11 protein-coding genes are annotated in these 13137 nt (G+C 53.0%); 3 read left to right on the top strand and 8 right to left on the bottom strand.

Annotated elements, in window-relative coordinates:
• Nucleotides 1-38: 38 nt before the first annotated feature.
• Nucleotides 39-785, bottom strand: coding sequence for a GGDEF domain-containing protein (locus tag HOJ08_00140; GenBank protein MBT5671845.1), 747 nt, complete (start codon nucleotides 783-785; stop codon nucleotides 39-41).
• 378 nt (nucleotides 786-1163) lie between these two features.
• On the opposite strand from HOJ08_00140, the gene HOJ08_00135 reads away from it, so the two are divergent.
• The 3 genes from HOJ08_00135 (at nucleotide 1164) to HOJ08_00125 (ending at nucleotide 4012) form a co-directional block, all read left to right on the top strand.
• Nucleotides 1164-2030 (top strand): cell envelope integrity EipB family protein, encoded by an 867-nt coding sequence (locus tag HOJ08_00135; protein ID MBT5671844.1) that lies wholly within the window; start codon nucleotides 1164-1166, stop codon nucleotides 2028-2030.
• Between the two features lie 207 nt (nucleotides 2031-2237).
• Nucleotides 2238-2603, top strand: coding sequence for a response regulator (locus HOJ08_00130; protein MBT5671843.1), 366 nt, complete (start codon nucleotides 2238-2240; stop codon nucleotides 2601-2603).
• Between the two features lie 2 nt (nucleotides 2604-2605).
• Nucleotides 2606-4012 (top strand): PleD family two-component system response regulator, encoded by a 1407-nt coding sequence (locus tag HOJ08_00125; GenBank protein ID MBT5671842.1) that lies wholly within the window; start codon nucleotides 2606-2608, stop codon nucleotides 4010-4012.
• A 128-nt stretch (nucleotides 4013-4140) separates the two neighbouring features.
• Here HOJ08_00125 and rpmG read toward each other — a convergent pair whose 3' ends face one another.
• From rpmG to HOJ08_00090, 7 genes are all read right to left on the bottom strand, one after another.
• Nucleotides 4141-4308 (bottom strand): 50S ribosomal protein L33, encoded by a 168-nt coding sequence (gene rpmG, locus HOJ08_00120; GenBank protein ID MBT5671841.1) that lies wholly within the window; start codon nucleotides 4306-4308, stop codon nucleotides 4141-4143.
• 79 nt (nucleotides 4309-4387) lie between these two features.
• Entirely contained in the window at nucleotides 4388-6004 is a 1617-nt protein-coding gene (locus tag HOJ08_00115) for a S41 family peptidase (protein ID MBT5671840.1), read from the bottom strand.
• 70 nt (nucleotides 6005-6074) lie between these two features.
• Complete coding sequence (gene topA, locus HOJ08_00110; GenBank protein MBT5671839.1) at nucleotides 6075-8795, bottom strand: type I DNA topoisomerase; 2721 nt, start codon at nucleotides 8793-8795, stop codon at nucleotides 6075-6077.
• 100 nt (nucleotides 8796-8895) lie between these two features.
• Nucleotides 8896-10023: a DNA-protecting protein DprA gene (gene dprA, locus HOJ08_00105; protein MBT5671838.1), complete on the bottom strand. Its 1128-nt coding sequence runs from the start codon at nucleotides 10021-10023 to the stop codon at nucleotides 8896-8898.
• Between the two features lie 41 nt (nucleotides 10024-10064).
• Nucleotides 10065-10691 carry a glycerol-3-phosphate 1-O-acyltransferase PlsY gene (gene plsY, locus HOJ08_00100; protein MBT5671837.1) on the bottom strand — a complete coding sequence of 209 codons (627 nt, stop codon included), beginning with the start codon at nucleotides 10689-10691 and terminating at the stop codon, nucleotides 10065-10067.
• A gap of 20 nt (nucleotides 10692-10711) precedes the next feature.
• Nucleotides 10712-12004: a dihydroorotase gene (gene pyrC / locus HOJ08_00095; GenBank protein MBT5671836.1), complete on the bottom strand. Its 1293-nt coding sequence runs from the start codon at nucleotides 12002-12004 to the stop codon at nucleotides 10712-10714.
• Nucleotides 12001-13017: an aspartate carbamoyltransferase catalytic subunit gene (locus HOJ08_00090; protein MBT5671835.1), complete on the bottom strand. Its 1017-nt coding sequence runs from the start codon at nucleotides 13015-13017 to the stop codon at nucleotides 12001-12003. The genes pyrC and HOJ08_00090 overlap by 4 nt, the downstream gene beginning before the upstream one ends.
• Between the last annotated feature and the right edge of the window lie 120 nt (nucleotides 13018-13137).

Raw genomic sequence — 13137 nt, 5'->3', positions numbered from 1 at the left:
ACTTCAATTCATAATACGGATTATAACCGGCTACCGGCTTATTCTGCGGCCGTGTTGAGCGCGATGGAAGCCTTCTTGCGCTTGTTGACGTACATCGCCATATCAGCGCGGGCAATCAGGTTTGTTTCTTCGTCTGCAGGGCCAAAGGGTTCAACCCCAAGGCTGCCACTGACTGTGATTTCGTGGCCATCATAGGTAACAATGGTTCGGTTGATGACCCGGTTGAGCATTTGTGCGCGTTTAAGGCCATCGCGCCAATTGGTCTGGACCATAAGAACAGCGAATTCATCACCGCCGAGGCGGGAAACCAAATCTGTTTCACGAACCTGGGCCTCAATGGCCTTGGCAACATGCCTGAGAACGATGTCGCCCACCAGATGACCGTAGGTGTCGTTGATTTCCTTGAAATTATCGAGATCGCAAATGACCAGAACACCATCGTCGCCATATCGACTGGCGGATGCCAGGGTGCGGCGCACTTGTTCGTTGAAACCGCGACGGTTGAACAGGCCAGTCAATTCATCGGTCAGGGTCAGGTTTTCAAGATAGGCAATGCGCGCCGATTGTTCGGTCAGAAAGTTTTCAACTTCCGATGCGGCATCAAGCGCTTGCTCCACCAGCGGCGTGGCAAGTTCGCCGTCAGTTTTTTTGCGGTTCTTCCGGCCTTGGCTGATGGTTGACAGCAGCTTGCTCGCAGTTGATCCAATATCAGAGATGAGGGAGGACTCACTCGCAGAAGCGTGCGGAACAGTGCTCTTTTCGGTGTCAAACGGTTTGCGCGTCATGATGCTTTCAATCTCTATCTAAAGTTTCTTTAACCGGTCTAGCGGTTTCATTAATTCATCTTCATCAATGCCAGCGGCCGTCTGATCGCAGACCTATACCGCCACCAATTCATCTGCAAAGCCCGTGCCAAACAGAAAATTCATATTTTTCAATTGGTTATATGATTTTCGAATCGGAATTTTTTACCATTTTTGAATTTTCAGTCATTTTTGCACCCAACATGCGGCAAGAACTGCCGCCTGGGGGGTGGGCCGTATGATGGGGTGTTGGTTGGTGCGCCATCTCTATCTCCGTTCCGAAAAGAATGCCATAATTGTGCCAATAGGAATGAACACCCTTCATTCAGGGCCCAATCAGCCCGAAACCTGAGAGGACATATGGAAAAATCGTCACATAAATGGTGCCAAGGTGGGGTCCCCTATATCAAAGCGATCGTGCTTGGTGGCCTGATCGGGCTTGGTCCATTGATGACAGGGGCAGGGAATGCGGCGCCAGCCTCTAAACCCATTAATCTGGCCCCTCATAAAGCGGTCTATGCCATGAAAATTGGCCATGTCCGTTCAGGCGGCAACATCACGGGTGCCAAAGGGACCATGGTGATGGAGTGGGCCAGGTCCTGCTCCGGGTGGACGATGGTACAGCGGGTTCAGCTGGTCCTGTTTGACAATGAGGGAAACCGCATTGCGACGGAATCCAATTTTTCAAGTTTTGAAACGCTGGATGGCCTGAAATATCGGTTTACCAGTCGAAATTCCCGCGACGGGACGGTAACCGATGATCTGGAGGGCAAGGCAAAGCTTGCGAGAAAAGGCGGCAAAGGGCACGCAGATTTTTCCCGGCCCAAGGGGATGCGGTTCGATTTGTCCCGGAAAACCATTTTCCCGACGGTTCATGTGATTGACCTGATCCGTGCGGCGCGCCAAGGCAAAAAATGGCTCAACCGGGTGATTTTTGATGGGGCCAATAGTGATGGCCCCTTAGAGGTCAATGCGATGATTTTCGCACCGATTAAAACGCCTCCAAAAAAATGGGCCAAACGCCGCCTGACCAATCGCCCTTCATGGCATATGCGGCTGGCCTTTTTTCCGACAAAAAGTGCCAAATCCACCCCTGATTACGAACTGGGGCTTCGTTTGTTTGATAACGGCGTGGCCGATGGGTTCGAGCTTGATTACGGAAGTTTCAGTGTCAATGCGAGCCTTGAAAAAATAACGGCTCTGAAACGCCCTAAATGTGACTCTTGATTCCAGGGTGCAACTGAGAGTTGTTGGAAGTGAGATTTGGGCATAAAACAGTCCTAAATTTGGGATCTATCACCAAAAATTAACAATATTTGTTGCAATATGGGGACATTCAGAGTGGATTGCTGAATGTTGGGGTATTTGCGTGCGCTAAATGGCGTTTTACGGAGATATTTGCACAGCATTTAAATGATTGGATCAGGGGGTCCTATGGTGCAGACAGTTTTGATCGTTGAAGACAATGAGCTGAACATGAAGTTGTTCCATGATCTCTTGGAGGCCTATGGCTATGCAACAGTCCAGACAAAAAATGGCCGTGAAGCCGTGGGCTTGGCCCGGGAACATCATCCGGATTTAATCCTGCTTGATATCCAGCTCCCCGAAATTTCCGGATTGGAAATCACCAAAATCCTGAAAGCTGATGATGATCTTAAATCCATTCCCATCATCGCCGTGACGGCTTTCGCCATGAAGGGGGATGAAGAAAAAATTCGTGAAGGCGGCTGTGAAGCCTATATCGCAAAACCCATTTCGGTGGATAATTTCATCTCAACCATCCAAAGAATTTTGGCTTAACCATGACTGCTCGGGTTCTCATCGTCGATGACCTTGCTACCAATCTCAAGGTGCTGGAAGCCAAACTGATCGCTGAATATTACACGGTGATGATGGCAGAATGCGGCGCCGATGCCCTGGCATGTGCTGTTTCAGATTCCCCGGACATTATCCTGCTTGATGTCATGATGCCTGAAATGGATGGGTTTGAAACCTGCCGTCGGCTGAAGGCAAACCCGGAAACAGCCCATATTCCGGTGGTTATGATTACAGCACTTTCCGGAACCGATGATCGGGTTAAAGGGATTGAAGCGGGTGCCGATGATTTCCTGACCAAGCCGGTCAATGACCTGACACTCTTTGCACGGGTTCGATCCCTGGTGCGCATGAAAAGGGCCATGGATGAATGGCGCTTGAGAGAAGAAACATGTGATCGGTTCGGCATGATGGACGGCGACGGTTTCGCCATTGATGATGCCTCTCCTGGCAATGTTTTGGTGCTGGAACCCGATGTTTATGTCGGGGAACGGTTGCAAGATATGCTGTCTTCGGATGGCCATAGCGTTGTGTGTAAGGAAACGGCGGCGGATGCCGTTGAGAGCCTTGATGGTGCGGCATTCGATATCATTCTGGCCAGCCGGCATCTTGATGAAGATGATGGTTTGAGGTTCTGTTCGCATTTGCGGACAATCGAAAAATACCGGACCCTGCCCATTCTTTTGATCATCGATGAAGAAGAAGTGAGTGATCTGGTTAAGGGGTTTGAGCTGGGCGTTAACGACTACCTGATCCGCCCAATTGATGCCAATGAGGTGAAAGCGCGTGTGCGTTCACAGCTGAAGCAGAAACGCTATCGTGAACGGCTCCGGGAAAATTACCAGCGCTCTCTGTCCATGGCGCTTACCGATGATCTGACAGGCCTTTATAACCACCGCTACCTTTGTGCCCATTTGGATACGGCGCTTGCAGATGCGGTTAACAGCGGCAAACCGTTGAGCATTTTGATGCTGGATATTGATTTCTTTAAAAAGGTCAATGACACCTATGGTCATGCCGCTGGTGATCGGGTGCTCAAGGAGATTGCGAATTGTATGGTGCTCAACCTTCGGGAATTTGATACCGCGGCGCGTTTGGGCGGCGAAGAATTTGTCATCATTATGCCCGAGTGCAGTCGCCAGGTTTCCCTGAAAGTGGCAGAACGTTTAAGAAGTGTGATTGAGGGCTATCCCTTTACGGGCGCACAAGAGGGCGAGCATATTTCAGTGACCGTCAGTATCGGTCTCAGCGTTGTTGAAAAGGACTCCATTACCGGAGAAGCACTGATGGCGCGGACAGATCAGGCACTTTACGCGGCCAAGCGGGCAGGCCGAAACCAGGTGGTTGAGTCATCTGATGATTTGGAAATGACATCCAATGCCGCCAGAGGCTAAGGCGTCATAGCGCTAGGATAAAATCCAATCACAGCATAAAAGCCGGCAATGCCGGCTTTTATTTTGCTGCACCACCCAAACGTGGGCAGGCATAACCTTATTCAATCAAGCCCAATCAAAAATGGGGATTACTTGATTTTTGCTTCCTTGAAGATGACATGTTTGCGCGCAACCGGGTCGTATTTACGCTTTTCCATCTTTTCGGTCAGGGTACGTGGATTTTTCTTTGCAACATAGAAAAACCCCGTGTCCGCAGTGGATTCGAGCTTGATATTAATGGTATTTGACTTGGCCATGGTCTTATCCTTGTCTGGAGCCTGAAGATCAGGATCGGGAAGATAGTCAGGTTCTGGCTTATGTCAAGTGCGAGGGTGATCAGTGGGTCTTGGAATGTGCGATGGCAGGCATGGAACTGCCCAAAACCTGGGCGTAAAGCACCTTGTTTTCGAGCAAATACTTTGCAATTTTTAGGTCAAACCCTGACTTTTCTGTCTGTTTTGGGCATTTTTGACGCAGGTTTGTTTCCGACTTCTTGTCGAAACGCAAATGGGTGCGCCAGGCCGAGAGCAAGATGATGTTTTCTGTGATTTGTTTCTGAATATGGGCCCGGATCCAGCGATTGCCATCTGGGTCTGATAAAGCAATATCTTTGTGTTCGATAAAGCTGGTGCAAATGTTGGGCATGGTCCCAAGCTGCTCCAGCATGTAGCCCGACGGTGTGTGAAACCGTGCCCATGTCAAAATCATTTCGCCACCATTGGGCAGTCGGGAGATGTTTTGAACGGTGCCCTTGCCGTATGAATTTGTGCCAATGACCACTGCCCGACCATGGTCTTGCAGCGCGGTTGCAACAATTTCTGAAGAGGATGCAGATTGGCCGTTGATCAGAACCACCATGGGAATGTTTGCAGCCATTTCATGATCCGTGGATTTGAAAAGCTGAAAACTTTCTGGATGACGTCCCCGTGTCGAAACAATATTGCCTGATTTTAAAAATAAATCAGAAACGGAGACGGCTTGATCAAGAAGACCACCGGGGTTGCCACGCAAGTCTAAAATGATGCCGTGGGGGTGATTGCCGATGCGTTTCAGGGTACGTGTCAGATTGCGCGTTGTGTGGTGGTTGAAACGGGTAATGCGGATGATCGCCAGATGACCAACGCGCTTCAGGTGGACCGTCTGTGAAACAATATGGGCACGTGTCAGATTAACCCGAAGGGGCGCACGGCCCTTTCGTTTGACCAAGATCAGGGCGTCAGTGCCGACCTTTCCCCGAAGCATCTGGATGATTTGGCGGTTGGCGAGCCCTTTGACGGGGGTGTTGTCGACATGGGTGATGATGTCTCCTGCACGCAGCAGACTCTTTTCGGCGGGGGTGCCGGGCATAATGGCAATGATTTCCACGTCGGCGTGATGAAAATTTAAACGGATGCCGATGCCACCAAATCCATCGCGTTTGGCGCGATAATCCTGTGCTGATTCCAGGCCTGCATATCGGGACGGGACATCAAGGGTGTCGAGGGCACCGTTGAAGACGGCTTTGTAAATGGTTTCTGCTGATGCCTTGCGCAAAAGTGGGGATGCTTTGCGTGCGGTTTTAATGAACCGGGCAGCGAAGCGGCCCCAGCCATGGGCATCGCCAGACTGGGGCGTTGTGAATGTCTCAACCTTCGCCGTGCCACGGGTGAGGTGCACCACTGCGTTGGCGACAGTTACATTCAGTTCCGGGTCGATGACATCGATGTTTTCTACGCCGTGAAGTGCAAAATCAACTGGCTGCAATGCTTCGATGTATTTGTCCTGGATGGTTTCGAACCCTGCTGAAAATACCCGTTCAGCCTGATCGGACTGGTATTTTGAACTGGGGGCAAAAACTCCCGTGCATCCCGACAGCAGGATAAAAATAAGGCCAAAAAAAAGGATTGCGAAGGCCTTTCCAGTATAGGAAAGCCAAGATCGGATCGCTTTGTCTTTATAAGGTATCGCTTGCATGATCGAACACAGCATAGCATGACTCTGGCCCAGGTTTGTCTAAATGCTTGGGCCTCAAATTCGGCAGAAATCAGGCTTCTGTCGGGTCTTCCGCGGGTTTTTTGGCGGCTTTTTTCTTTGGCGCGGCCTTCTTTTTAGGGGCTGCCTTTTTCTTGGCCTTGGCTTTCTTCTTTGGGGCTGCCTTCTTTTTGGGCGCGGCTTTTTTCGCACCGTCTTTGACCAGTTTTGCGGCGATCAATTCCAGGGCTTGTTCCAGAGTTAGCGTTTCAGGATCGACGTCCTTGGATACGGTTGCGTTGGTACGCCCATGTTTGACATAGGGGCCGTAGCGTCCCTTGTGCAGGGTCACTGGTTTTTCATCATCGGGGTGTTTGCCAATTTCCTTGCCGGAACTTGGGCCGCCGCGTTTTGGCTTGGCATTGGCCAAAAGATCAATGGCACGGTTGATGCCAATTTCCAAAATGTTGTCATCGGCGGGCAAAGACGCATATTTGCCATCATGCTCAACGTAGGGGCCAAAGCGACCGATGCCGGCAATAATGGGCTTGTCATTTTCGGGGTGCGGCCCAATTTCGCGGGGCAGCGATAACAACCCAAGCGCAGATTCAAGGGTAACATCAATGGGGCTCATACCTTTGGGAAGAGATGTGCGTTTTGGTTTAACCGCCTTGGTCTTTGTTTTTCCTTTGCCCTCCGCTGGGATGGCTTCGCCCAACTGGATATAAGGCCCATATGGGCCTTTGCGAACCGTGACCATGATGCCGGTTTCAGGATTGAGGCCAAGTTCAATGGGGCCTGCGGCAAGGGCTGCATCGCTCTCATCTTCCTGGCCGGCAATGATCAGTTTTCGGGTGTAGCGGCATTCAGGATAATTGGAACACCCGACAAAGGCCCCGAATTTTCCGAGCTTCAGTCCAAGGCGTCCATCGTCACAACCCGGGCATTTTCTGGGTGCGGCCATTTCTTCGGAAACCGGGAAAAAATGCGGGCCAAGGTCTTCATCCAGTGTGTCGATCACTTCCGTGATGGTCAGGTCTTTTGTTTCGTCGACCGCTTTGATGAAATCGGTCCAGAATTCGCTTAAGACTGATTTCCAATTGGCCCGGCCATCGGAAATGTCATCAAGCTGTTCTTCCAGCTGTGCCGTGAAATCATATTCCACATAATGGGGGAAATACGATGACAGAAAGGCGGTGACAACCCGGCCCCGGTCTTCTGGTGTGAAGCGTTTGCTTTCTAAAACGACATAATCGCGGTCTTGCAGGACCGATATGATGGAGGCATAGGTAGAAGGCCTGCCAATGCCAAGTTCTTCCAGCCGTTTAACCAGTGAGGCTTCGGTAAACCGCGGCGGGGGCTGGGTGAAATGCTGTTCCGGGGAGACGGTGCCAAGGGTCAGGGTTTCCCCTTCGTTCATGCTGGGCAGCAGGCGATCGCCGTCACCGGCATCTCTGCCATCTGCACCATCTGCACCATTGTCAGTGGGGTCATCGCGACCTTCCTGATACAGCCGCAAGAAACCATCAAAGGAAATGACAGATCCATTGGCCCGAAGGATGGTATTGCCAGATGCCCCGGTGCCGGTTGCTTCTATGGCCACCTGGTCAAGGCGTGCACTTTCCATTTGGCAAGCAACGGCCCGTTTCCAGACCAGCTCATAGAGGCGAAACTGGTCGGTATCCAAAACATTGCGGATGTCTTCGGGGCGCCTGGCCATATTGGTCGGGCGGATGGCTTCATGGGCTTCCTGGGCATTGCGGGCAGATGAACGATAGGTGCGGGGACTGTCGGGCAGATATTCAGGCCCAAAATGTTTGGTGATGAGATCGCGGGCCTGGGTCAGGGCTTCTCCTGATAAATTGACCGAGTCTGTCCGCATATAGGTGATCAGGCCGACGGTTTCGCCACCAATGTCCATCCCTTCATACAGGCGCTGGGCAACCTGCATGGTGTGGCGTGCGCCGAAGCCAAGCTTGCGAGAGGCTTCTTGCTGCAATGTGGAGGTGATGAACGGTGCCGGTGGGTTACGCTTGGTTTTCTTGCGATCAATCGAGGTGACGGTATAGGGGATATCGCCCTTGATTGTGGCAACAGCTCCATCCGATGTGACTTGATCGGGAATATCGAATTTGCCGAGTTTGTCGCCTGAAAGATGGGTGAGCCGGGCTGTAAACCCGACATTGGCCGCCGTGGTCAAGGCGGTTTCGACCGTCCAGTATTCACGGGGCTTGAAAAGCTCTATTTCGGATTCGCGTTCGCAAATAAGGCGTAGGGCTACGGATTGTACGCGGCCCGCAGAACGGCTGCCTGGTAATTTACGCCACAATACCGGCGACAAGGTGAACCCAACCAGATAATCAAGGGCACGGCGTGCCAGATAGGCCTCAATCAGGGGCTGGTCCAGATCACGGGGATTGGCGACAGCACCAAGAACGGCGCTTTTGGTGATTTCATGAAAGACAACGCGTTTGACGGCAACGCCTTCTAATGCGCCTTTTTCCCGAAGTACTTCCAGAACATGCCATGAAATCGCCTCGCCTTCGCGATCCGGATCAGTGGCAAGGTAAAGGGTGTCGGCCCCTTTAAGGAATTTGACCATGTCTTTGACGCGGCCATCGGCCTTTGGCGACAGGGTCCAGGACATGGCGAAGTCTTCGTCGGGCCGGACTGATCCGTCCTTGGGTGGCAGGTCCCGAATATGGCCAAAAGAGGCGACTACCTTGAAATCTGGTCCAAGGTAATTGTTGATGGTTTTGGCTTTAGCCGGTGATTCGACGATAACGAGATTCATATTCCGCGCAATTTGCTCATTTGTATCTGGCCGCATGTGGCCGTTCAGGGTTTCCCGAAACAAGAAAAGGGGGCAATGGGGCGCTTAAATGGGCTAACCGTCAGATAAAAGCAAGCGAAACTTGTCCGCCGGGGTGGCGATCCAGTCGTCCAGCCAGTTCCAATTCCAGAAAAACCATGGCAGAAAACTGCAAAGAAACGCCGCTTGTCCGCACAATATCGTCCATTGTGGAAGGTGCCTGGCCTAGGGCATTTATTATTTGTTCCCGGGCCTCATCCATGTCGATTTCGCTGATCTCGGCTACTGGCTCGGGGGAATGGTAAGGGCTTGGGTCATGCTCTGTCATGGGACGGCGCAGGATGGGGATCATTGCTTCTAGAACATCATCCGCACTTTCAACAAGCACGGCGCCTTCGCGGATCAATTTATTGGTGCCCCGTGCCCGGGGGTCCATGGGGGTGCCGGGCACAGCCATGATGTCGCGTCCCTGTTCGCCTGCAAGGCGTGCCGTGATCAGGGAGCCAGATCGAAGCGTTGCTTCGATAACGACGGTGCCCAAAGCTATGCCAGAAACGATTCGGTTGCGGGTTGGGAAGTGCCGTGCCTGGGGACGGGTTCCAAAGGGTTGTTCTGAAATCAAGGCCCCGGATTCTAAAATTTGCCCATATAAGGAATCGTTTTCACGGGGATAGATGATGTCCACGCCACCGGCCATAACGCCAACGGTGCCACTGTTAAGGGCCCCGCGATGGGCCGCAGCATCAATGCCACGGGCAAGGCCCGATGCGATCATCAAATCTGATTGACCCAGTTCACGGGCAAGGGTTTCAGTAAAGCGGACGCCATTGGCAGACCCGTTTCTGGCACCCACGATGGCGATCATGCGTTGCTCCAAAAGATGCACTTGACCAAAAACAGACAGGACCGGCGGTGCGTCAGGAATGTTGGCAAGGGCGGCTGGGTATTGGGGTTCGCATATGGCAATCATCTGCCCGCCCGCGCGGTCCAGCTTTTCCATCTCGGCTACAGCATCGGATTTCGTACAAATACGGATAGCTCGTTTTCCGCCCCCGCGTTTAGCGAGTTCAGGCAAGGCATCAAGGGCATTTGTTGGGGTTGTGAAACGTTCGATCAATTGGCGGAAGGTCACCGGGCCAACATTCTCAGAGCGGATCAGACGCAGCCAGTCAACTCTTTCGGCGGTACTAAGCGTTTTTGTTTCTACCATAACGGTATTAAATTGGGGGAAGCGAAGCTGCTTGTCAATTTCTATTCAGCAGCGTCTTTTTTGCTGAATTCAATGCGGGGTTCATTGCCCTGGATCAGGCGTGAAATGTTTTCCCGGTGCCGCGCAATGACCAAAATGGCCAAGGCCAGCACCACACCAGCGGTTATTTTGTCATAAAACCACCAGACATAGGTGGGTGTTGCGATAAGTGCCACCAGGGCGGCGGCCGATGACATGCGAAAGGCAATGGCACTGAGAAGCCATGTTGCAAGCGCTAATAAAGCCCCGGGCCAGCACAGCCCCGCCACAACGCCAAACAAGGTGGCGACACCCTTGCCACCTTTAAATCGAAGCCATAGGGGAAAGACATGGCCAATCACCGCCCCGGCACCCACCCCAAGCACGGCATAGGGAAGGGTGTTATCTGGGCTGAAGTGGATCGCCAAAAGCACCGGCCCGGCCCCCTTGGCCATGTCCAGTAGCAGGGTCAACAGTGCGATGGTCTTGTTGCCAGTCCGAAGTACGTTGGTGGCCCCAATGTTGCCCGATCCCAGTGTTCGAATATCGCCCAATCCCCCTAACCGGGTGAGCAACAGGCCAAATGGAATGGAACCGAAGCCATAGCCAATGGCAAGGGCTGCCACAGTGATCCAGATGATATCCGCCATGATGTCTCTATGTCCCCGTATCAGGTTTCGAATTTATAAACGGTTTGGCCTTGATGGACCGTGCGGATGCATCGGCCCTGAACCGGGCGGCCATCAAACAACGTGTTTTTTGATTTACTGATGATGTCTGATTCCCTGATCCGCCATGGCATATCTGGATCAATTAAAATGATGTCGGCAGGTGCGCCTTTTGTGATGTGCCCGGCGTTCAGTCCCAAAAGGTTGGCCGGGTTGGCGGTCATGGTTTTAAGGAGTCCGCCAAGGGGCAATACTTGATTGTGGTAAAGTTCCAGTGCGATGGGCAGCAGGGCTTCAACGCTGGTGATGCCCACTTCGGCCTGATCAAAGGGCAGGCGTTTTGAATCCGGGTCCTGGGGCAGGTGGTCAGACGCGATAACGTCGATGGTGCCGTCCCGCAATCCTTCCACCACAGCCAATCGGTCATCTTCGGCACGCAACGGCGGGGAAAGTTTTGCAAAGGTGCGGTATTCACCGATTTCCAATTCGTTCAGGCCAAAATAGGGTGGTGCCGTATCGCAGGTGACGTTCAGCCCCCGTGCTTTCGCCTGACGCACGGCATCAATGCCTTTCTTTGTGGAAATATGGGCGACGTGATAGCGCCCCCCGGTCAGTTCAACAAGATGCAGGTCGCGCTCAATCATCATCACTTCGGCGCAGCCCGGAATGCCTTGAAGACCAAGGCGCGTGGCGATTTCGCCTTCGTTCATCTGTCCGCCTGCCGCCAGGTTTGGCTCTTCCGGATGCTGGACGATCAAAAGATTAAAGCTGGACGCATAGGCGAGTGCGCGCCGCATGGTCAGTGGATCCGCAATGGCCCGAACCCCATCGGTGAAGGCAACAGCACCCGCATTGGTCAGCAGGCCCATTTCTGTCAGTTTTTCGCCCTTTGCACCCATGGTAACGGCGCCGTAAGGGTGGACATTGATCTTTTCGGTTTCTCGGCCCCGGGCAATCATGAATTCCACCAGCGCAATATCATCGGTCACTGGATCAACGCCCGGCAGTGCGACAAGGGTGGTGACGCCCCCGGAAACGGCAGCATCGGCGGCAGTTTGAACGGTTTCTTTTTGGGTTTCACCGGGTTCATGGAGAGTGACCCGCATGTCCACCAGAGCTGGCGTTAAGACCAATCCTGCCCCGTCTATGGTTTCAATGCCTTCAGGCACGCCATCGGCAAAAAGCCCCTGGCCGAAATCGGCGATTTGGCCGTCTTTGACCAACAAAGCGCTGTGCTCGTCCAGCCCGGTTTCGGGATCGATGAGCCGGACATTGATGAAAGCAGTTGCATTCATGATGGGTTCGCCAAGGTGACGGCTTCAAGGCACGCCATGCGCACCGCAAGCCCCATTTCGACCTGTTCGGTGATGACAGACCGGTCGATGTCATCGGCAACAGAGGTGTCTATTTCAACGCCACGGTTAACCGGACCTGGATGCATGATCAGGGCATCGGGTTTGGCCTGTGCCAGCTTGTCGCGATCAAGGCCATAAAAATGAAAATGTTCGCGCAGGCTAGGCACGAATGTGCCGTGCATGCGTTCCAGCTGCAAACGCAGCATCATGACAATATCGCAATCCTTCAGGCCTTCTTTCATATCGTGAAAAACCTCTGCGCCCATGCGATCGATCTTGGGCGGGATCAGGGTTGGCGGACCGACGACGCGCACCTGCGCTCCCATGGTGGTCAACAGGTGGATGTTGGACCGGGCAACCCGGCTGTGGGAAATATCGCCACAAATGGCGACCCTCAGGTCATTAAGGCGCCCCTTGCGTCGACGGATGGTAAGGGCGTCCAGCAGGGCCTGGGTCGGGTGTTCGTGGCTGCCATCGCCCCCGTTGATGACGGAACAGGTGACCTTTTGGGACAGCAATTCCACCGCACCGGAATGGGGGTGGCGGACAACCAATACATCGGGACGCATGGCGTTCAGGGTCATGGCCGTGTCGATCAGGGATTCACCCTTGTGGATGGACGATGTTGCCACGGACATATTGATGACATCCCCGCCCAGACGTTTGCCAGCCAGTTCAAACGATGTGCGGGTTCGGGTGGAATCTTCGAAAAACAGGTTGATGATGGTCAGCCCGCGCAAGACATCGGTCTTTTTCTGGCGGCTGCGGCTCAACGCAACATATCCTTCGGCGCGATCCAGCAAGAACGTGATTTCTTCGGCGCTTAAGCCTTCAATCCCAAGAATATGCCGAAACCGGAATTGGGGGCCCAAAGACGTCTCACCGGTTTTGGTCTCTGTAGCGAAAAAATCATCGGTGGAGAGGTCGATGCCATGGGCGCGGGCAAATTCCATCAAGGCCTGATGGTGGCGCGCAGGGATCAGGCCATCACTACCGCCCCGGCTTTTTTCATAGGTCCAACGGTGGACGTTGCTGGGGTGAACCCCCAGTATTTCGGCGACCGCATTGGCGCC

The organism is Rhodospirillales bacterium (assembly GCA_018666775.1).
Taxonomy (GTDB): domain Bacteria; phylum Pseudomonadota; class Alphaproteobacteria; order SMXQ01; family SMXQ01; genus JABIXC01.
This window is presented reverse-complemented; position numbering and strand designations above follow the sequence as displayed.